General features: G+C 62.0%; 17 protein-coding genes and 1 pseudogene. 9 read left to right on the forward strand and 9 right to left on the reverse strand.

Annotated elements, in window-relative coordinates; genetic code table 11:
- Positions 1-9 precede the first annotated feature (9 nt).
- From ACP6KB_RS10380 to ACP6KB_RS10395, 4 genes are all read left to right on the forward strand, one after another.
- Positions 10-1,029: a TRAP transporter substrate-binding protein gene (locus ACP6KB_RS10380; RefSeq protein WP_442113625.1), complete on the forward strand. Its 1,020-nt coding sequence runs from the start codon at positions 10-12 to the stop codon at positions 1,027-1,029.
- A gap of 5 nt (positions 1,030-1,034) precedes the next feature.
- Positions 1,035-1,568 carry a TRAP transporter small permease gene (locus ACP6KB_RS10385; protein ID WP_442113626.1) on the forward strand — a complete coding sequence of 178 codons (534 nt, stop codon included), beginning with the start codon at positions 1,035-1,037 and terminating at the stop codon, positions 1,566-1,568.
- Positions 1,565-2,887, forward strand: a complete 1,323-nt coding sequence (locus tag ACP6KB_RS10390) for a TRAP transporter large permease (protein ID WP_442113627.1) — start codon at positions 1,565-1,567, stop codon at positions 2,885-2,887. The genes ACP6KB_RS10385 and ACP6KB_RS10390 overlap by 4 nt, the downstream gene beginning before the upstream one ends.
- A gap of 75 nt (positions 2,888-2,962) precedes the next feature.
- Positions 2,963-4,123 carry a Bcr/CflA family multidrug efflux MFS transporter gene (locus ACP6KB_RS10395; protein WP_442113628.1) on the forward strand — a complete coding sequence of 387 codons (1,161 nt, stop codon included), beginning with the start codon at positions 2,963-2,965 and terminating at the stop codon, positions 4,121-4,123.
- Here the strand turns inward: ACP6KB_RS10395 and ACP6KB_RS10400 are convergent.
- Positions 4,110-5,318 carry an MFS transporter gene (locus ACP6KB_RS10400; protein WP_442113629.1) on the reverse strand — a complete coding sequence of 403 codons (1,209 nt, stop codon included), beginning with the start codon at positions 5,316-5,318 and terminating at the stop codon, positions 4,110-4,112. The genes ACP6KB_RS10395 and ACP6KB_RS10400 overlap by 14 nt on opposite strands.
- Positions 5,319-5,604: 286 nt before the next feature.
- Here ACP6KB_RS10400 and ACP6KB_RS10405 point away from each other — a divergent pair, with 286 nt between their 5' ends.
- On the forward strand, positions 5,605-6,774 hold the full coding sequence (locus ACP6KB_RS10405; RefSeq protein ID WP_442113630.1) for a p-hydroxyphenylacetate 3-hydroxylase oxygenase component: 1,170 nt from the start codon (positions 5,605-5,607) through the stop codon (positions 6,772-6,774).
- A 56-nt stretch (positions 6,775-6,830) separates the two neighbouring features.
- Entirely contained in the window at positions 6,831-7,769 is a 939-nt protein-coding gene (locus ACP6KB_RS10410; protein WP_442113631.1) for a p-hydroxyphenylacetate 3-hydroxylase reductase component, read from the forward strand.
- A gap of 120 nt (positions 7,770-7,889) precedes the next feature.
- Here the strand turns inward: ACP6KB_RS10410 and ACP6KB_RS10415 are convergent, their stop codons facing one another.
- The 4 genes and pseudogenes from ACP6KB_RS10415 to ACP6KB_RS10430 form a co-directional block, all read right to left on the reverse strand.
- Positions 7,890-8,645: a methyl-accepting chemotaxis protein gene (locus ACP6KB_RS10415; protein ID WP_442114289.1), complete on the reverse strand. Its 756-nt coding sequence runs from the start codon at positions 8,643-8,645 to the stop codon at positions 7,890-7,892.
- Positions 8,646-8,747: 102 nt separating this feature from the next.
- Positions 8,748-10,016: pseudogene (locus tag ACP6KB_RS10420) on the reverse strand (PDC sensor domain-containing protein); the annotation flags it as partial.
- 76 nt (positions 10,017-10,092) lie between these two features.
- The gene (locus ACP6KB_RS10425) at positions 10,093-11,445 is read right to left on the reverse strand and encodes an APC family permease (RefSeq protein WP_442113632.1); all 1,353 of its coding nucleotides are present in this window, start codon (positions 11,443-11,445) and stop codon (positions 10,093-10,095) included.
- 425 nt (positions 11,446-11,870) lie between these two features.
- Positions 11,871-12,788, reverse strand: a complete 918-nt coding sequence (locus tag ACP6KB_RS10430) for a LysR family transcriptional regulator (RefSeq protein ID WP_442113633.1) — start codon at positions 12,786-12,788, stop codon at positions 11,871-11,873.
- Positions 12,789-12,957: 169 nt separating this feature from the next.
- Here ACP6KB_RS10430 and ACP6KB_RS10435 point away from each other — a divergent pair, with 169 nt between their 5' ends.
- From ACP6KB_RS10435 to ACP6KB_RS10445, 3 genes are read left to right on the forward strand one after another with little or no spacing between them, the layout of a single operon-like run.
- Positions 12,958-14,262, forward strand: coding sequence for an MFS transporter (locus ACP6KB_RS10435; protein ID WP_442113634.1), 1,305 nt, complete (start codon positions 12,958-12,960; stop codon positions 14,260-14,262).
- Between the two features lie 28 nt (positions 14,263-14,290).
- A complete protein-coding gene (locus ACP6KB_RS10440) occupies positions 14,291-15,520 on the forward strand; it encodes a Zn-dependent hydrolase (protein ID WP_442113635.1) in 1,230 nt (409 codons plus the stop codon).
- 10 nt (positions 15,521-15,530) lie between these two features.
- Positions 15,531-16,538, forward strand: coding sequence for a histone deacetylase family protein (locus ACP6KB_RS10445; protein WP_442113636.1), 1,008 nt, complete (start codon positions 15,531-15,533; stop codon positions 16,536-16,538).
- 74 nt (positions 16,539-16,612) lie between these two features.
- Here the strand turns inward: ACP6KB_RS10445 and ACP6KB_RS10450 are convergent, their stop codons facing one another.
- The 4 genes from ACP6KB_RS10450 to ACP6KB_RS10465 form a co-directional block, all read right to left on the reverse strand.
- Positions 16,613-18,322, reverse strand: a complete 1,710-nt coding sequence (locus ACP6KB_RS10450) for a diguanylate cyclase (protein WP_442113637.1) — start codon at positions 18,320-18,322, stop codon at positions 16,613-16,615.
- Between the two features lie 103 nt (positions 18,323-18,425).
- The gene (locus ACP6KB_RS10455; protein WP_442113638.1) at positions 18,426-18,797 is read right to left on the reverse strand and encodes a c-type cytochrome; all 372 of its coding nucleotides are present in this window, start codon (positions 18,795-18,797) and stop codon (positions 18,426-18,428) included.
- A gap of 58 nt (positions 18,798-18,855) precedes the next feature.
- Complete coding sequence (locus tag ACP6KB_RS10460; protein WP_442113639.1) at positions 18,856-20,424, reverse strand: FAD-binding oxidoreductase; 1,569 nt, start codon at positions 20,422-20,424, stop codon at positions 18,856-18,858.
- Between the two features lie 11 nt (positions 20,425-20,435).
- Positions 20,436-21,125: a hypothetical protein gene (locus ACP6KB_RS10465; protein ID WP_442113640.1), complete on the reverse strand. Its 690-nt coding sequence runs from the start codon at positions 21,123-21,125 to the stop codon at positions 20,436-20,438.
- Positions 21,126-21,127: the final 2 nt, after the last annotated feature.

Below are 21,127 nucleotides of genomic sequence, written 5' to 3' on the forward strand. Positions count from 1 at the left end.
GCTAACACCATGAAAACAATGACAATTGCTGCCCTGTGCCTGGCCATGGCGGGCGCGGCGTCGGCTCAGGCTGAAACCGTCACCCTCAAGATTGCCCACTTCCTGCCTTCGACCTCCAACGCTCAGGCCAACATCATTGAACCGTGGTGCGAGCAGTTGCGTCAGGAGTCCAACGACCGCATCAAGTGCCAGCTGTACCCTTCGATGCAGTTGGGCGGGACTCCGGCCAAGCTGGCCGACATGGCGCGCAACGGTGTGGCGGATATCGTCTGGACGGCGCCTGCCTATTCGGCCGGTAAATTCCCACGTGTCGAGGCGCTGGAGCTGCCTTTCGTCCTGCCTTATGGCGGCAAGGCCGGTAACGAGATCATCTGGAAGTTCTACGAGCAGTACGCCCAAGACGACTTCAAGGGCTACAAGGTGCTGGTGGTACACGGCGATGGCGGTATGAGCCTGCACACCCGTGGCAAAGCCGTGCAGACCCTGGCCGACCTCAAGGGCCTGAAACTGCGGGCGTCGAGCCGTACCGCAGCGAAAACCGTCGAGAGCCTTGAGGCTACCCCGGTGAGCATGCCGCCGGCACAGATGACCGAAGCGATTTCCAAAGGTGTGGTCGACGGCGCCCTGGCCGCCTGGGAAGTGGTGCCGGCAACCAAGCTGGACGAAGTTACCCAGTATCACAGCGTCACCCCGGCCGGGCAGCCGGCCTTCGGTTACACCGTGCTGGCCATGCTGATGAACCAGCGCAAATTCGACAGCCTGCCGGCCGATTTGCAGGCAATCATCGAGCGCAACAGCGGTAAGGCGTTGTCGGAGCGTTTTGCCACGGCCTGGGACAAAGCTTCGGATGCAGCCTATGCCGCCACGCCGGCAGCGGGGCTGGTGAACATCGATGCCAAGGCCTACAGCGAAATGCAGGCGTCTTCGGCAGGGGCGGTGCAGCAGTGGATCAAGGAAGCTAACGACAAAGGCCTGGATGGCAACGCGCTGGTGCAGGATGTACGCAGCCTTTCCGGCCTGGCGCAGTAATCGCCATGCAAGAATCTTTGACCATAGAGTTTGATGCTGAACAGCATCGTGGCTGGGCGCGCCGCACCTTGTTGTGGCTGACCCAGGGTTTTGCCATGGCCGGTGGCGTGCTGTTGATCGGCTTGATTGCCATGTCGATGGTGTCGATTGTCGGGCGCAAGCTGTTCTCCGTGCCGGTGCGCGGTGACATGGAGCTGGTCGAGGTCGGGGCGGCGATTGCCATCGCCGCGTTCCTGCCCCTGTGCGAGCTGCGCGGCACCCACATCAAGGTCGACGCGCTGACCTCCTGGCTGCCTGCACGGGTGCGCGACACCCTGGATTGCATCGGCCACCTGCTGTGCTGCGCCGCCGCCTGGATTCTGGCCTGGCGCACCTGGCTGCAGATGCTGGAAAGCCGTGAGTTCGGTGACAGCACCACGCTGTTGTCGTTTCCGCTGTGGATTCCCTTGTTGCTCATCGTACCGAGCCTGGTGCTGTTGGGTTTGTGCGCCCTGGCGCGGGTGCAGGACATCTGTCGTAAAGCCGGGAGGCAGGCATGAGCGGTCTGGTATTGGGGCTGATCGCCCTGGGCATCACTACGACCTTGTTGTTACTGCGGGTGCATATCGGCGTGACCATGCTGGTCGGTGGCGCGGCGTGCTTCTGGGCAATCAACGACGGTGACCTGTCGAGCCTGTTGTACACCCTCAACTCGTTGGCCTACTCGCGCTTGTCCAACTACGACCTGGCGGTGATCCCGTTGTTCGTGATGATGGGCCAGTTCGCTACCCACGGTGGTTTGTCGCGCTCGATCTTCCGCTGTGCGGCGGCGTTCATCGGCCATTGGAAAGGCGGGATGGGGCTGTCGGCCATTGGCGCCTGCGCAGGGTTCGGCGCCATTTGCGGCTCGTCGCTGGCGACGGCGGCAACCATGAGCCACGTGGCGTTGCCGGAACTGCGTCGGCACAACTATTCCGGACGTCTGGCCACAGCGACCGTCGCCGCAGGCGGCACGCTGGGTATTCTGATTCCCCCGTCGGTGCCGCTGATCATTTATGCGGTACTGACCCAGGAGTCGATTGCCAAGCTGTTCGTTGCGGCCATCGTTCCGGGCGTAGTGGCGATTGTCGGTTACATGATCGTGCTGCGCATCATGGTCTCGCGTGACGAGAGCCAGGCGACCGTATCGCCCAAGGCCTCGGCGGTCGAGCGGGTCAAGGCGCTGGTCAGTGTATCGCCGGTCATTGGTGTGTTCCTGGTGGTGATCGTCGGCATCTACGGTGGCTGGGCCAACCCAACCGAAGCAGCGTCCATCGGTGCCGCTGCCTGTGGTGTGCTGGCGGTCTGGCAGGGCGGTATGCGCTGGAGCGGCTTCCGCGCCAGCATGCTCGGTACCGCTGAAACCACGGCGATGATCTTCCTTGTGCTGCTGGGCGCCGACCTGCTCAACTCGGGCCTGGCGCTGACCCAGATGCCGGGCGAGCTGGCGGCCTGGGTGATTGGCAGTGGTCTGGCGCCGATGCTGGTATTGCTGATCATCCTCGGTTTGTACCTGCTGCTCGGTTGCGTCATGGATTCGCTGGCGATGATCCTGCTGACCATTCCGATCTTCTACCCGATGATCATGGGCCTGGACTTTTTCGGCATGAGTGAGACGGACAAGTCGATCTGGTTCGGGATTCTCGCGCTGATGGTGGTGGAGATCGGGCTGATCCATCCGCCGCTGGGCATGAACCTGTTCATCGTGCAGCGTACGGCCGGGGATGTGCCGTATGGTGAAACGGCCAAAGGGATCGTGCCGTTCCTGTGCTCTGACCTGTTGCGTATTGCCTTGCTGGTAGCCTTCCCGGGGCTGAGCCTCTGGTTGTTGGCGTTTTAGCGTTTATCGCGGGGCAAGCCCGCTCCTACACGTTTCTTGTGGGAGCGGGCTTGCCCCGCGATTCCCGGAGTCCCCATGCCCCCTCGCTTGATTGTTCTACTCGCCGCCCTGGTGGCCTTCGGGCCACTGTCGATTGACATGTACCTGCCCAGCCTGCCGTTGATTGCCACCGATCTGGGGGCCAGTCAGCAGCAGATTCAACTGACCATCAGCCTGTTCCTCGCCGGTTTCAGCCTCGGCATGCTGTTCTATGGGCCGCTGTCCGACCGCTTTGGCCGACGCAAGCTGTTGCTGGCCGGGATTGTCTTGTACATGCTCGCCAGCATCGGTTGCGCGTTGGCCAGCGGTCCCGGTCAGCTGATCGGCTGGCGCCTGATGCAGGCGTTGGGCGGTGCCGCGGCGTCGGTGCTGGCGCGGGTCATTGTCCGCGACCTGTTCCCGCTCAACGACGCCGCACGGGTGCTGTCGTTGATGCAGCAGGTGACCATGATCGCCACCCTGGTAGCGCCGCTGCTGGGCAGCTACCTGATGCTGCTGAGCGGTTGGCGTGTGCTGTTTCTGGTGTTGTTCGGCTTTGCCGGTCTGTGCCTGCTGCTGGTGCTGCGCTACATCCCGGAAACTCATCCACCGCAGGCGCGCGGCGCTTCGCTGCTGAGTGTTTTCAAGGCCTATGCCGACATCGCCCGCAGCCCGCAGGCGCTGGGTTACATCCTGTGCATGGGCCTGACCTTCGCCGGTATGTTTGCCTTTATCACCGCCTCGCCGTTTGTCTATATCGAGTATTTTGGCGTTTCCGCCCAGCACTACGCCTGGCTGTTTGCCCTGAACATTGCCGGAATCATGAGCATGAGCTTTCTCAATGCGCGTTTGGTTCGGCGTTTGGGTTCGCAGCGTATGCTCGGTTTCGGTGCCACGCTGGCAGCCGGCTCAGGGATGGCCTTGCTGCTGTGTGCCGGTGCTGGCGTAGGCGGCCTGCCAGCGCTGGTGCTGTGTGTGTTGCTGTTTGTCAGCATTACCGGCCTGGTCGCGGCCAACTGCCTGGCCTGCCTGATGGCGATTTTCCCGCGTCAGGCCGGGGCAGCAGCGGGCTTGGCGGTGGCCATGCAGTTTGGCCTGGGCACCGTGGCCAGTGCCCTGGTCGGTGCTTTGTACGACGGCAGCCCCTGGCCGATGGCGCTGGTGGTGGGCAGCGCCGGTATCGGAGCGTTTCTGGCTTACCGCCTTAGCCGTGGCTGAGGGCAGGGCGGCGTACTGCCCAGGCACAGTAGACCAGCAGTAGCGCCCCGGCGCCGAGCAACACCATCGGGGCGCCCAGCCGCGCGGCGACCAGCCCGGCCAGCAGGCCGCCGATGGCGTCAAAACCGAAACGTGTCGATGTGTACAGCGCCACCACCCGGCCCCGTAGCGCTTCCGGTGCCTGGCTCTGCAGCAAGATGTTGGTGCCGACGTTGCACAGGGTGATGCCAAAGCCAAGTGCGGCCATGGCCAATAGCGACAACCACAGCTGGGTACTGACCGCGAACACCAGCATGGCCACTGCACTGCTGGCTGCACTGGCAAGAATCAAGCGCACCAGCGGAGTTGTGCTGCGATGCCCGGCCAGGACCACACTGGCCGCCAATGAGCCGAGCCCGGCAGCTCCCCATAACCAGCCGAGGGTGCGTGCGTCACCGGCGAAAATGTCACGGGCAAACACCGGCAGCAGCACCACATAGGTCGATGCGGTGAGGTTGATCACCATCACGCTGAGCATCAGTTGCTTCACCTGCGGGCTGTCCAGGGCATAGCGCAGGCCTTCGCGGAACACATTGGCAAATGAGCCGCTGGCGCGTGCCGTGGGCAGTTGGCGGACACAGGCAAGGCCGATCACCAGGGCCAGATAGGACACGGCATTGAGGCTGAAGCACACCGCTTCGCTGATCACCGCCAACAGCAATCCGGCCAGCGGCGGGCCGATGAAGCGCGACAGGGTGAACAGCATGGCGTTGAGGGCGAGGGCGTTGGGCAGGTCCTGACGGTCGTCGACGAACTGACTGAGCAACGACTGGCGCAACGGTGTATCTACGGCATTCAACACACCCAGCAAAGCGGCCATGAACACAATCAGGGTTGGCCCGATCAGTTCGCTGGCGGTCAAACCGGCGAGCACCAGCGCCTGCACCGCGAGTGCAGTTTCGACCATGATCAGCAGGCGCCGCTTGTCATGCCGGTCGATCCAGGCACCGGCAAACGGCCCGACCAGCAATTGTGGAATCAACGCGGCGAAGGTGGTCAGGCCGAGCAGGGCGACCGAGTCGGTCAGCCGGTAAATCAACCAGCTCAAGGCCACCTGCTGGATCCAGGTCCCGAGGGTGGAAATCGCGTGGCCAAAAAAGTACAGGCGGAAATTGCGGTGGCGCAGAGCGCGCAGGGAGCTGGGCCAATGACGCATGACAGAGAACGGCTCCGGTGCCGGGAGGGGGCGTTATGGTACTGGTTTCGTTGTCTTGTTAACAATTTTTCTGAGACACCCACACCTTCTGGTAGGAGCGGGCTTGCCCCGCGATCCGATGTGACAGGCAAACCACTATCGCGGGGCAAGCCCGCTCCTACCGGAGGGGGCTAGAAAGCCATGGAAAGTGCAATGCAGAGTCCGAAATGTCCATTTTTAGCGCTGTTCGGGCTGCGCATAATCCTCCTCAGAACTAAGCGAATTTCTAACAACAAGGTCGCTAACAATGAAAAAGCCAACGCCCCTCTTTGATGCCCTCAAGGAGATCCTCCCTGCCATCGCCGCCAATGCCGCGCAAGCCGAGCAGGACCGCATGGTCCCGGCCGAAAACATTGCCATGCTCAAAGGCCTTGGCCTGCACCGCGCCTTCCAGCCCAAGCCTTACGGCGGCCTGGAAATGTCGCTGCCGGATTTCTGTGACTGCATCGCCTTGCTCGCCGGTGCCTGTGCCAGTACCGCCTGGGCCATGAGCCTGCTGTGCACCCATAGCCATCAGCTGGCGATGTTCCCCAAGCAGTTGCAGGATGAAATCTGGGGCGCCAACCCGGATGCCACGGCCAGCAGTTCGATTGCGCCGTTCGGCAAAGTCGAGGAGGTCGAGGGTGGCGTCATGTTCAGCGGCCAGATGGGCTGGAGCAGTGGCAGCGATCACGCCGAATGGGCCATCGTCGGTTGCCGCCGGGTGAATGCCGAAGGGGCGCTGGACTACTGCTTCGCGGTGCTGCCACGCAGCGACTACCAGATTCAGGATGATTGGTACGCCGTCGGCATGAAGGGCAGCGGTACCAAAACCCTGTCGATCGGCAACGTGTTCGTCCCTGAGCACCGCATCCAGAAAGCCAAGGACATGATGGAAGGCAAGTCCGCCGGTTTTGGTTTGTACCCGGACAGCAAGATCTTCTACAGCCCTTATCGGCCGTACTTTGCCAGTGGCTTCGCGACCATCAGCCTGGGTATTGCCGAGCGCATGCTGGAGGCGTTCAAGGAGAAAACCCGCAACCGCGTGCGCGCCTACACCGGGGTCAATGTCGGGGCCGCTACACCGGCCTTGATGCGCCTGGCCGAATCCACCCATCAGGTGGCTGCCGCCCGGGCCTTCCTGGAAAAAACCTGGCGCGATCATGCCGAACATGGCGAGCGTCATGAGTACCCGAGCCGTGAAACCCTGGCGTTCTGGCGGACCAACCAGGGCTATGCGGTAAAAATGTGCGTTCAGGCCGTCGATCGCCTGTTCGAAGCCGCCGGTGGCACGGCCTGGATGGAGAGCAACGAGCTGCAGCGCTTGTGGCGCGATTCGCACATGACTGCCGCGCATGCCTACACTGACTACGACGTCTGCGCGCAAATCCTTGGGCGGGAATTGATGGGGCTGGAACCCGATCCGAGCATGGTCTGACGGCCTGTACTCTTTCTCGAATCGACCTGCCGGGTGCGCCCGGCACTGAGGACATCATGAGCAACCAACAAGAAGCGGGCTTCGATCCGCGTGCGTTTCGCCGTGCCTTGGGCAACTTCGCTACCGGTGTGACGATCATGACCGCCGCCGTCGGCGGTCGCAAAGTCGGCGTCACCGCCAACAGCTTCAACTCGGTTTCACTGGAGCCAGCACTGATTCTCTGGAGCATCGACAAACGCTCCACCAGCTACGACGTGTTCCACGATGCCAGTCACTTCGCCGTGAACATCCTGGCGGCGGATCAGATTGACCTGTCCAATCAGTTCGCCCGGCCCAAGGACGACAAGTTTGCCGGTGTCGACCACCAGGAAGGGGCGGGAGGGGCGCCGTTGTTCAGCGACTGCGCAGCGCGTTTTCAATGTGAAATGCACCAGCAGGTCGATGGTGGTGATCATTGGATTCTGATTGGCAAGGTCATCGCCTTTGACGACTTCGGCCGCTCGCCGTTGCTCTATCACCAGGGCGCCTACTCGTCGGTGCTGCCGCACCCGCGGCTGACGTCGCGTCCTGAAGGCGGTGGCAAGAGTGCCTTCCAGGGACGCCTGAGCCATAACCTCTACTACCTGATGACCCAGGCCGTACGCAGCTACCAGGCCGACTACCAGCCACGGCAGCTGGCTACCGGCCTGCGCACCAGTGAAGCGCGCATGCTCATGGTGCTGGAGAACGATAGCGGCCTGGACATGACCGGACTGCAGCGTGAAGTGGCGATGCCCATGCGTGAGATCGAACAGTCGGTCGACATGCTCAAGCGCAAAGGCCTGGTCGAAGACCGTGCGGCTGGCTGCTTCGGCCTGACGGCCGCCGGTGTCGAACAGACCGAAGCGTTGTGGGACATTGCCTGCGAACAGCAGACTCGAGTGTTTGCCGATTGCTCGCCGGAGCAGATCGAGACCTTCAAGCGCATGCTCAAACAGGTAATTGGCACCTGCTAAAGGCGTACCTCGGTGGGAGCGGCGGTGCGGCGATCCGACTTGCCCCGCGAAGCAGGCACTGCGGTGAATGGCACGGGCTTCGCCCGTGTTCGCGGGGCAAGCCCGCTCCCACCTGGGTGGTCACACCTTGAAGGTGGCCATCAAGCCTTGCTGGTGATTGGCCAGGCGGTTCAACGCCTGGCTGATCTGCGCCGACTCCTGTGCCTGCTCAGACAACGATTCGGTCACATCACGAATACTCGCCACATTACGGTTCACTTCTTCAGCCACCGCACTTTGCTCTTCGGCCGCCGAAGCAATCTGCAGGTTCATGTCGGTGATCACCGCCACCGCATCGCCAATCCGTTGCAATGCCGGTACCGCCTGTTCGGCCTGGGCCACGCTGCCCTGAGCCTGGCGGTGACTGCTGTGCATCGAACCGACCACCTCGCGTGTACCTTGTTGCAGGCCTTCGATCACGGTGCGAATCTCCTCGACCGAATCCTGGGTACGCTTGGCCAGGCTGCGCACTTCATCGGCCACCACCGCAAAACCGCGCCCGGCCTCGCCGGCGCGTGCCGCTTCAATGGCGGCATTCAAGGCCAGCAGGTTGGTTTGCTCGGCAATCGCGCGAATCACTTCAAGCACTGAGCCGATCTGCTCGCTACGGCTGGCCAGCTGTTGTACTTCTTCCATCCCCGCGTTCATTTCACAGGCCAGCTGTTCGATGGCGCGGCTGGTGGTGCGGATCAGTTCCAGGCCTTCGCGGGTGGCCAGGTCGGCACCGCGTGCCGCTTCGGCAGCTTGCGCTGCGTTGCGGGCGACGTCCTGGGCGGTAGCGCTCATCTCTTGCGAGGCAGTGGCCACCTGGTCGACTTCGCGGTATTGCTGCTGCATGCCGGCGCTGGTCTGGCTGGCAATTGCGGCCGACTGGTCAGCGGTGCCGCGTGCATCCTGTACCGAGGCTTTGACGTCGGCGATCACCGGTTGCAGCTTGTCGAGGAAGCGGTTGAACCAACTGACCAGTTCACCCAGTTCATCCTTGCCGACGTAGTCCAGGCGGCGGGTCAGGTCGCCTTCGCCACTGGCAATGTCTTTGAGCATCGCTGCCACGCCGAGGATCGGCCGGGTCACTCCGCGTGCGGTCATCCAGATCACGATCAGGCCCAGCACCACAGCACCCAGGGCCATCAGCAAACTGTTGAGGTTGGCGCTGTTGCTATGCGCATCAAGGCGTGTGGTGAGCTCAAGGGCGGGCGCTTGCAGCACCTGCTCAGGGACTTCCAGCAACACGCTCCACGGCTGCGCGCCCGGCACCGGGGCAAACGACTGGCTGACCTGAAGCATGCCATTGTCGTTCACTTCAGCCGCCTTGCCCGCGCGCATCTGTTGCGCCAGGGCACTGGCTTGCTGGCCGAACACCTCTTCGATTTTTTTGCTCAGCTGCTTGCCGTCGCGGCTGTGCCCGGCCAGCAGGCCAGCGGGGCTGACGATACTGACCTGGCCGTTGCCGTCGAACAGGTCCTGGCGGCCGTCCAGGCTCAATTGCTGCAGGTTGTCGAGGCTGATATCCAGGCCCATCACGCCAATCACTTTGCCGTCTTGCTTGAGCGGGATGGCGATGCTGGTCATCAGCGGCGTGCGGTCGCCGACGGTGTCGAAGTAAGGGTCGATAACACAGGCTTCGCCGCTTTCCAGCGGGCAGGTTAGCCAGCGGTTGTAAGCGAAACCGTTAGCGCCAAGGCTGGTATCGGCCAGCATCGACTCTGGCATGGCCTCCGACTCCAGCTGGCCCGGTTGCGGTTGCGACCAGTACAGCGAGAAACGTCCGCTTTCATTGCTGCCGAGCGCTGCTTGATCGATGAAGGCTGCGTCCTTGCCATCTAGCGCACCGGGTAGAAACACCAGGTACAGGCCCAGCAGTTCCGGGTTCTCTGCCAGTGCCGTCCGGGCTTGCTCGGTGAGCTGCTGACGCAGGTTATCGCCACCCTGGGTCTTGAGCACCATCATCAGGTGAGAGACGCCATTGCCATACAGGTAGGCGTCCTTGAAGTAGCGTTGGATGCGCACCGCTTGCAGTTGCGCATAGGTTTGCAAGCGCAGGCGCGCGTTCTGCTCAAGCATCTGCGTGCTGGCGCTGTTCACCAATGCCGCGCTGCGACTGGACTGAAACAGCGCTGCCGCCATCAGCACCCCCACGATGGTCAACAGGCACAAGCCGGCGAGCAGGGTGATCTTCCATTGAATGAGCAGGCGGCGCAGCAGCATGGTGACGTCCTTGTAGTTTTAAGGGTAGTGGACAGTAAAAGGCCCATCGAAATCGACGGGCCATTGGTCATGGTAGTTACTCGGCAATGAAACTCGGTGGCGCAACCTTGAAGGCTTTGGTCAGGTAGGCCAGGTACAGCACCCCTAACGCCGCCCACACGCCGCCAAACAGTAGCGAGTGTTCATCAAGGTCCAGCCAGAGGATGGCGATGATGCAAAAGCCAATGGTCGGGACCATTAGGTACTTGAACTTGTCGAGCAAGGTCTTGTTGCGGCCTTCACGCATGTAGCAGTGCACGATGACCGAAAGGTTCACAAAGCTGAAGGCGACCAGCGCACCGAAGTTGATCACCGAAGTGGCGGTCACCAGGTCGAAGAAAATCGCCGACAGTGAGATGAACCCGACAATCACAATGTTGATCGCTGGGGTTTTCCACTTGCCGTGCAGGCGGCCGAAGTAGCGTTTGGGGATGACGTTGTCGCGGCCCATCACATACAGCAGGCGCGACACGCTGGCTTGCGAGGCCAGGCCGGAGGCCAGGGTGTTGATGAAGGTGCAGCAGATGAAAATCGACTGGAACAGCTTGCCGCCGACATACAGGGCGATTTCCGGCAGGGCGGCTTCGTGATCCTGGAAGCGGTCCATGTTGGGGAAAAACGACTGGATGTAGAACGACACGACGATGAACACCAGGCCACCGATCAGGGCAATCAGGAAGATCGCGCGGGGGATGACTTTCTCTGCGTTTTCGGTTTCTTCCGACAGGGTGGTGACCGCATCGAAGCCCAGGAACGAGAAGCACAGAATGGTGGCGCCAGCGACCAGGGCATTGAGGTGGGTGTCCTCACCGGCGAACGGCAACAGGCTCCACGAGGTGCCCAGACCTTCGCCGTTGTGCAGACCGCGAATGGTCAGGTAGATAAACACGCCGATGATGACCGCCTGAATGGCGACGAACAGGGTGTTGAAGTTGGCCACCAGGGTGATGCTGCGGATGTTGATCAGGCTCATGATGGTGACAAAGCCCACCACCCAGGCCCAGGCCGGCACTTCCGGGAACATCACCGACAGGTAGAGTTTGGCCAGCAAGGCGTTGACCATCGGCAGCAGCAGGTAGTCGAGCAGCGACGACCAGCCGACCAGAAAGCCGACATGCGGGTTGATCGCCCGGCGGGTATAGGTATAGGCCGAACCGGATTCGGGGAAGCGCCGCACCAGGGTGCCGTAGCTCACCGCCGTGAAGAGGATGCCGAGCAGGGCCAGCACATAGGCGCTTGGCACATGACCATCGGTGATGCCGGAGACAATGCCGAAGGTATCGAACACGGTCATTGGCGCGATGTAGGCCAGGCCGATGATGACCACCTGCCAGAGTTTCAGAGACTTTTTGAATTGGCTGCCGGCAGCGCTGGTGCTGTTACTGTGCATGCTGAGCGTGCTCCTGAGTCCGGAAGGAGCGGGCGCTTGCAATCGCTGTCTGGCGGGGTGAAACGGTGAGAACGGGTCCTTTGTTCTGCTGCTTAGGTGCGCGTGAAGAGACTGGCATCATGAATGGCACTTGCCCGTATGTATTTGGAATTATTCTTTTTTTGCAGCGGTGAGGCAGAGGGAAAATAGAAAGTGTGATGTGGTGTGTCAATTAAATTCTGACAAATTGTTACTGGATTGTGTCGGGCTTGCGCCCGTTATCGTGCATTAGGTGCTCTAAACCAAAGGTCTTGGCGTTATTCGGATTTCATTGGATGTCGAATAAATTTGACACAGATATCGGTCTTTTTTTGTGGGAGCGGGCTTGCCCCGCGATGCGATGTGACTGAAGGATTGCGATCGCGGGTCAAGTCGCATCGCCGCCCCTACAACAAGGTTGCCTGCAGGGCTTCGAGAAACACCGCTTCAGCGCGGCTCATGCGTTGCTCGCGGTTCCACAGCAGGTGAATGTCGACATCGGCAATGCCCTCATGCGGTGGCAAGGGCCAGAGCAAGCCCGCTGCAACGTCCTCAGCCACCACGTGGGCGGGCAGGCAGCCAACACCGTACCCGGCAATGACCAAGCGGCGCACTTCTTCAAGGCTCGGTGAAGTGGCAACGATGCGCCCACTGAAGCCCTGTTGGTCACGGAAAATGGTCAGCGGCGAGAGCATGCCGCCAATCTGGTCACTGGCAAAACTGACGAAGTTTTCCCGCTGCAGGTCGCCCTCGGCAACGTCCTGTTTGCCGAACAATCCATGGTGTTTGCCACAGAAAAAGGCGTAGCGCTGGCGCAGGAACAGGCGCTGTTCCAGGCGCGGCTGAGGGCGGCGGTTGAGGCTCAGGCCAAGGGTCGCGGTTTTTTCCTGCAGGGCGCTGACGATGTCGGAACTGCGCATCACGTCGATTTCCAGATCAACCCGTGGATGCTGGCGGTGGAAGTCGGCGAGGAAGCTGTCGAACCGTTCGCAGGCGATCCGGCTGATCATCAGCAGGCGCACTTTGCCGATCACTTCGTCGGCCGGTTGCTCCAGCACACCACTGACCTGAGACATTTGCCCGTAGATTTCACCTGCCAGGTGGAAAATCTGCTCGCCCACTTCGGTTAGCGCAAAGCGTGGGCCGCGGCGGGCGATGAGCTGGCGCCCCAGTTGTTCTTCCAGACGCTTGAGCGCCTGGCTCACCGCCGGTTGCGTCAGGTGCAGGCGCGCGGCAGCCCGGCTGATACTCAGCTCCTGGCCGATGACGCGAAAGGTGCGCAGCAGGTTCCAGTCCAGACGGTCGTTGAGCAAGCGGTCAGGCATGGCAGGGTCCTGGGGTTTAAATATAAGGGCGGTTAATAGTGTGAATAATAAATAGAAAATTGACTAATCATAGCCTGCAGACGAAAAATCGTGGTCATACAGGCGTCATCGAGAACGCCCGAACGCACCGTTCCCTCCTGCCAGAAAAATAATCAAAGGAGCCTGACCCATGACGCCTACCGCATCGCCCCAGCCTCGCCGGGCTGCCGCTGCCGCCTTTATCGGAACCATGATCGAGTGGTACGACTTTTACATTTATGCCACCGCCGCCGCTTTGGTGTTCGGCGCCTTGTTCTTCCCCTCCGACGACAAACTGTTCAGCACCATGGCCGCTTTCGGCACCTTCGCCGTGGGCTTTTTCGCCCGGCCCCTGGGCGGCATTGTGTTTGGCCATATTGGCGACCGTATCGGGCGCAAGAAATCCTTGGTGATTACCCTGTTGATGATGGGCGTGGTCACCGTGTGCATTGGCTTGTTGCCGACCTATGCACAGATTGGTGCCACGGCGCCGGTGTTGTTGATTCTGCTGCGTATCGTCCAGGGCATTGCCGTAGGTGGTGAATGGGGCGGGGCGGTGCTGATGGCCGGTGAGCACGCACCCAAGGGCCGCCGTAACTTCTTTGCCTCGTTCGCCCAGTTGGGCAGCCCGGCGGGCTTGATCCTGTCGCTGCTGGCCTTCAGCGCCGTCACCCGCCTGCCCGAGGAAGACCTGATGAGCTGGGGCTGGCGCTTGCCGTTCCTGGCCAGTGCACTGTTGCTGCTGGTGGGCCTGGCGATTCGCCTGGGGGTCAATGAATCACCAGAATTCCTCGCCAGCCGTGAACAGGCCAGCAAGGCCAAGCGCAAAGAGCAGGCACCGGTGATGGAAGTACTGCGTACCGCCTGGCGCCCGCTGCTGCTGTGTATCGGCGCCAATACCCTGGGCATCGCCGGGGTGTATTTCACCAACACCTTCATGATTGCCTACAGCACCCAGCAACTGGCCTTGCCACGCTCGTTGATTCTCGAGTGCCTGTTCGTGGTGGCGATCATTCAGTTCTGCATCCAGCCGCTGGCGGCCTGGGTGGCAGAGAAGATCGGCGCCACGCGCTTCCTCTGCCTGGTGTCGCTGCTGGCCATGGCCTCGCCGTACCCGATGTTCGTGCTGGTCAGTTCCGGCCAGGCGCCGCTGATCATTGTCGGTATCGCCCTGGCGGTGGTGTGCATGGCGTCGTTCTATGCGGTGATCGCCGGTTACGTCAGCGGCATGTTCGAGACCCGCGTGCGCTACACCGCGATCTCCATGGCCTATCAGGTGTGCGGTGCGATTGCCGGTGGCCTGACGCCCTTGGTCGGCACGTGGCTGGCGCACAAGTTTGTTGGCCAGTGGTGGCCGATGGCGCTGTTCTACAGCGTGATTGCTGCCATCTCGTTGCTTTGCGTACTGGCCCTGGCGCGCCGCCACGCCGCCGCCCACCGCCTGGAAATGGCCTGATCTGTCAATGAATACTGGAGTAGTTGCGATGTTGAAAAGCAACGGCGAACGCCTGTGGGCGAGCCTGATGGCCATGGCCGAAATCGGTGCGACGGCCCGTGGCGGCAGCTGCCGCCTGGCCTTGAGTGAAGAAGACAAAGCCGGACGTGAACTGTTTGCCCACTGGTGCCGCGAAGCAGGCATGACGCTGAGCGTTGACCCGATTGGCAACCTCTTCGCCCGCCGCCCAGGCAGCGACCCGCAGGCCGCCCCGGTGATGATCGGCAGCCACCTCGACACCCAGCCTGAGGGTGGGCGTTTCGACGGTGTCTACGGTGTGCTGGCCGGGCTTGAGGTGGTGCGCTGCCTCAATGACCTGCAGATCCAGACGCGCAAGCCGCTGGAAGTGGCGGTGTGGACCAACGAAGAGGGTGCGCGTTTCACCCCGGCGATGTTCGGCTCGGCGGTGTTCACCGGCACGATGAAACTTGAAGACGCCCTGGCGGTGCGCGATGCCGAGGGTGTCAGCGTTGCCGAGGCGTTGCAGCGCACCGGCTATGCCGGCACGCGGCCTTTGGGCGGTGCGGTGGATGCCTATTTCGAAGCGCACATCGAGCAGGGCCCGATTCTTGAAGACAACGCCAAGAGCATTGGTGTGGTCAGCGGTGGCCAGGCCATTCGTTGGCTCGACGTGCAGGTCGAAGGCATGGCTGCGCACGCCGGCACCACGCCGATGCCGCTGCGCAAAGATGCCCTGTATGGCGCCGCGCCGATGATCCAGGCAATTGAACAGTTGGCCAGTGAATTTGCCCCCCAAGGGCTGACCACGGTGGGCGAACTGAGCATCAGCAAGTCGTCGCGCAACACCATTCCCGGGCGCGTGCAGTTCACCGTCGACCTGCGTCATCACCGCGACACGGCCATTGCCGACATGGAACAGCAGGTCACTAGCCGCCTGCACGCTATCGCTGCCCAGCGTGGCCTGAACGTCAGCATCAGCCGCCACTGGGTCAGCCCGGCAACGCCGTTCGATAGCGCGTGTGTGGCTGCGGTGCAGGCGGCAGTCGATGGCCTGGGTTACGCCCAGCAATCGATTGTCAGCGGCGCTGGACACGACGCTATTCTGCTGGCGCGCTACTGCCCGACAGCGATGGTGTTCATCCCCTGTGTCGGCGGCTTGAGCCATAACGAAGCCGAAGATGTGCTGCCCGAGGACGTACGCCAAGGCGCCGATGTGCTGCTCAACGCCGTGTTGGCCCGTGCCGGTCGTGTCGAATAAGGAGAAATCCATGCGTTGCTATTTCCACCCGGAACAACTTCTGCACCATCCGCGCAGCTACTACTCGCGCGGCCAGATGCGCACACCTCAGGAAGTGCCCGAGCGAGCTCAACGTCTGCTACAGGCCGCGCATAGCATGGGTTTTGACATCGTCCAGCCAAACGATGCCGGCCTGCAGCCACTGCTGGCGGTACATGGCGCGGCCTACCTGAGCTTTCTCCAGGAGGCGCACCAGCGCTGGAAGGAGATCCCCGAAGACTGGGGCGATGAGGTGATGTCGAACATCTTCGTGCCTGAGCCCAACGCCTTGCGTGGCGTGCTGGCCCAGGCGGCCCGTTACCTTGCCGATGGCAGTTGCCCGGTGGGCGAGCAGACCTGGCGTTCGGCCTACTGGTCAGCGCAAAGCGCAGTGGCGGGGGCCAAGGCCCTGCTTGACGGTGAACCTGCGGCCTATGCCTTGTGCCGCCCGCCAGGGCATCACGCCCGCGCGGAAGCGGCGGGTGGTTTCTGCTACCTGAACAACGCCGCGATCGCCGCCCAGGTACTGCGCGAACGCTACAGCCGTGTGGCCGTGCTCGACACCGACATGCATCACGGCCAGGGCATTCAGGAAATCTTCTACGAACGAGACGATGTGCTGTACGTCTCGGTGCATGGCGACCCCACCAACTTCTACCCGGCGGTCGCGGGTTTTGCCGAAGAGCGTGGCCAGGGTGCGGGTGAGGGCTACAACCTCAACCTGCCGATGGCGCATGGTGCCAGTGAGGCAGACTTCCTCAGCCAGCTGGACGTAGCCCTGGCAGCAGTGACCGGTTTCGGCGCCGAGGTGCTGGTGTTGTCGCTGGGCTTCGACATCTACGAACTGGACCCGCAAAGCAAGGTTGCGGTCACCCGTGACGGCTTTGCTGCCTTGGGCGAGCGGATTCGTGGCCTGGGCGTACCGTGCCTGATCGTCCAGGAGGGCGGTTACCACCTGGAAAGCCTGGAAGACAATGCCCGCGCATTTTTTGCCCGGTAGGAGCGGGCTTGCCCCGCGATAGCGATCTGTCTGTCACATCGCATCGCGGGGCAAGCCCGCTCCTACTGGCGGTTTCAGTCGTGGTTGATGACTTGGTTTCGGCCGCCTGTTTTTGCGGCGTACAGGCGCCGGTCTGCCGTGGCGACCAGGTCTTCCAGGCCCTCGCAGCCATCGCTGCGCAATTCCGCCACGCCGATGGAAACCGTCAGGTGAACCTCCAGTGACGGCGCACCGGCCAGCAGCGTGCCCGCTTCGGGCACGCAGACTGACTGTGCGGTAGCGACTCGCAAGCGCTCGGCGATTTGCGTGGCATCGGCCAACGTGGTGTCAGGCATCAGTACACAGAACTCTTCACCGCCATAGCGCACCACCAGGTCTTGCGGGCGCACCAGCGCCCGGCACAAGGTGGCCAGGTGTTTGATCACCTCGTCACCGGCACTGTGGCCCCAGGTGTCGTTGATGTTCTTGAAGCGGTCGATGTCGAGCATCCACAACGCCACCGGCTGATCGTCGCGCAGACGCCGGAGCAAACCGCCGAAGTCCGATTGCAAGCGCCGGCGGTTGGCCAGTTGGGTCAGGCCATCGACCAGGCCCATCTCACGCAATTGACGGTTCAGGCGCAGTTGGCCTTTGAACAGGCGATCAACGATGTACAGGGTGAAAAACATCAACAACGCCAGCAGCAACCAGATCGCAAAGAACAGCACGTCGATCTGCTGGTTCACCGCCGTGCGCAAGTCGCCAGTGCTGATGTAGTTGACCAGCATCAGGTCAATGCCTTGCAGTTCACGGAACTGCAAGTAACCCTCTTCGAGTTTCAGCGTGCCATGGTCGCGCTGAAACAGCATCGGCACGGTGATGCGCACCTTGGAGGCCGGTAGGCTCGACAGCCAGTCTTCACTGGGCGATTTGAACACCTGGTCACTGGAAGCAACCAGCTTGCCTTCATCGTCGATCAGGGCATGCTGTTCGTCACTGCGCGTGGACTGGTAGAGAAAGCTCTGAAACTTGGTCTGCGGTACGTCGTAGATCAGTGCGCCGCGCATCACGGCATTGAGGTACACCGGCGTGCTCAGCAGCACATGCGGCATGGTGCCGAGGTTGCTGTCGGGCAACGGATAGAAAGCGATGTCGAGGTCTTCGATATTGGCCCGGTTCAGTTCCATCAGCGGCGAACTGGTGAATTTGCGCAGAATCGGCTCCAGTTGCTCATCCCTGAGCGCAGGGTAGGCGACTACCACGCCGGAGGTGGCGAGGAACATGATCCGCGCCAGGACGGGCTCACTCTGAATCTGCGCGGGCAGCAGCTGGCTCATGACCCGTGACAAGTGCAGGTCTTCTTGCAACTGCTGGGGGTCGCGGCTCAGACCGGGGATGTCTGCCGCCGTGGCATCGCTGATGGCGCGCACCGGCGCATCGGACTTCGGCACCGCCAGCCCCCAGAGCGGTTGCTGGCTGTTGCGCAGGGCCGAGGTGATGACGTCGGTGTGGCGCACTTGCGGCTGGCTGTGCGCTTCGATCAACATCCGCTCGGCGATGTTGCGCAAAAATTGCAGCTGGTTTTTACCACTGAATACCACCGTTTCGATGGCCAGCGCCTGCAGCTGCAGACCATGCTCGCGCACTTGCAATTCGTGTTGTTGCAGCTGGTAGTACTGGCGCCCGGCAAGCACCAGGGTGATGGCAAAGGCGATGAGAAAACACAGGATCACCATGCGCCGTGGGCGTGCGCAGGCTTGCGGAAGAAAACGCCGGGGTTTCGGTGTGGCGGGCGATTGCGACATCAGAGGTTCCAACGGCAAATGAGCCGTGATTATAGATCCTGTTGGCGCAGTCGAAGGGTAGAAGCGGCGTGCTGTTGCCGTGGTGCAGCAGCACGCCAGCGTATTACTTGAGGGTTTTCAGGTACGCAATCAGGTTGCGCCGGGCCTGGGCGTCGGCTTGTCCTGGGAACATCATCATGTTGCCTGGTACCACCGTGGCCGGGCCTGTCAGCCAGCGGTCGAGGTTGGCGTCATCCCAGCGCAGCTGGCTGCCTTTGAGTGCTGCCGAGTAGTTGAAGCCCGCAACTTGGGCGCTAGCACTGCCGGCCACGCCATGCAGGCTTGGGCCCATCAGGTGTTTGCCGGCTTCGGTGCTGTGGCAGAAACCACATTGGCCATTGAACAGGGCTTTGCCCTGGGTGGCGTCACCTTCGGCCAGGCACAGCGGGGCAGCCAGCAGCAAGGCGCAGGCAGTGAGCAGGTGTTTGTCGATCATCGGTGTTCCTGTCAACGAAAGTCGCCCGCCAGGTGCAACCTGGCGGGCTAGCAAGGGCTTAGAACGGGTTGTTCAAGTCGATCCCGGATTTGCCCGGGGCGAGGATGTTGTTCGGGTCCAGTGCGCGTTTGATCGCGTGCTCGACCTTGCGTTTGACCGGGCCATAGCTCTGCGCAACGCGCTCCTGGAACGCGGTGTTGACGCGGTACACGGCGTAGCCGTTTTGCTCGAACACATCCAGCAGCTCGGCAAAACAAGCGTTGGCGCGTTGGGTTTCTTCCGGGTTGCTGCGGTCGTACAGCACGTCGATGACATGGTGCATGTCGCGCCAGCCGACGATGAACTCACCGACGTAGTCCAGGCCGTGTTTGTTGAGGATCTTTTTCGCCAGCGCTTGCTGTTTGTCGCACTCGCTGCCGCGTGCCTGGCTGACCGGCGCAAACCACATCGAACCACCACCGCCACGCCAGTTGTACAGGCCGAATTCCTGCAAGTTAGGCACGCCTGACATCAGCTGTGCGCGGTACTTGAACGGCTGGGTTTCACCGGCTTCTTCCTGGGTGACGATACGGCCCTTGCCCAATTGCTTGAGGGCTCCAGTGACGATCTGCCAGTTCACATCGACCTGTTCCTGGGTGCCGTAGAGGGCGGCGTAGACGTTCCAGGCGCCGAGGTTTTTGTCTTTCTGGATCTGCTTGAGGATCGCGTCGGAGGTGGCACCCGGCTCGCTGGTGTAATCACTGCGGCGGGTATTGCAGGTCGACGCTTCCCACAGCACACCGGCGATCACCACCGAGTTGGGGATCACCTGGGCGATGCGCAGCGGGCGGATGAATTCAACGATCTCGGCAATGTCCGACGGGTTGTCGAACTTGATTTCGAAAGGTTTGAACACCGGTGGCTTGGGCATCAGCCAGAAACCCATCTTGGTGCAAATACCGTAGTTGGCCTGGGTGAACATGCCGTCCAGGGTTGGGCCGTAGCCCCACTTGAACACCTGCCAGGCGTTGTCGCCTTTGACCCCGCCCATGCCGGTGCGGTAGACGTCGCCATTGGCCAACACCACTTCCATGCCGCACTGCATGAGGAAGTGTTCGCCATAAGGGGTGTAACCCACACCGCGGTCCATGGTGTTGCCCAGCGGTCCGGCAATCGCCGAAGGCGCCGAGAACGACAGCATCAGCGGCAGCTTGTGCTCCTGGATGTAGTCGTAAAGCTGCTGGTAGGTCACCCCCGGCTCGACCAGCGCGGTGCACAGTTCAGGGTCGACATGCAGGATCTTGTTCATTTTTTTCAGGTCAAGAATCACCTGGCCGCGTTGGCCCGGTGCGGCCGATCCGTAACCGAAGTTACGCCCGGTGGAGATGGTCCACACCGGGATCTTGAACTGGTTGCAGATCTTCACCACGCCTTGCACCTGTTCCACCGTGGTCGCGGTGACGGCAGCGGCGGGGGCATGTTCGGCGTTGTCCACGGCCATCATGATCTTGTTGTAAGGGATCAGCTGTTCATCCTTGACCAGCACATTGTCCTCGCCCAGCAGGGCACGGAACTGGGCAAGGGCTTGCTCGAAGTGGGCAGCATCGACGCCGCGAGGCAGCAAGGGAGTGGCAGTTGCTTGGCTCATGTTGGAATCCTTCAGACGTGGATCGAGAACGACACGTAGGTGCCGGTCAGTGCCGGTGCGCGGCGGGCAATCAGCGGGGCCTGGCCGGTGTCGGTGCTGCCCAGCACCGCCAGGGCGTAACCCAGGGTGGCGGCCCATTGGTCACCGCCCTGGCGATTGGCCGAGGTCAGCTGCAAGGCCGGCGCCGGGCTGTGCAGGCGCTGCTCGTGCAGCTCGAAGCCATGGCCGCAGCGGTTGAGCTGCTGCCCCAGGTGCAAGGCGCAGCCGTGTGCGGTCTGGGCACTGAGCAGGCGATGACGGGAGTGCCCGGCACTGGCGCTGTGTTGGCCGAGCCACTGGACGCGCGCGCCGGCGCTGCGCGCCAGGTCGATGATCAGCGCGGCGCTGGCATCGTCGACCAGGCCGATCAGGCGCTGGGGCTGGCCGCTGCTCAGGCGTTGTTGCAGGCCTTGTAGCTGCGCCAGGTCCAGGCCGCTGGCCATGATCTGTAGCTCAGGGGTAGCCGGGCTGGCCTGCAGGCCGTGGACGAAGGCACTGCGGGCAACCTGCGCGCTGACAATCGCCAGGCTCGCAGCGTGCGGCTGGCTTGATGGGCCCAGCACGCTATTGGCCAGGCTCAGGCTGGAGCTGCCCAGGGCAGCACCGGCCAGGCCGCCCAGGGCCATGCCCTTGAGCAGCGAACGACGTTCGACATTCATCATCA

The sequence above is a fragment of the Pseudomonas sp. NUPR-001 genome, assembly GCF_052147955.1.
In the GTDB taxonomy this organism is placed as follows: domain Bacteria; phylum Pseudomonadota; class Gammaproteobacteria; order Pseudomonadales; family Pseudomonadaceae; genus Aquipseudomonas.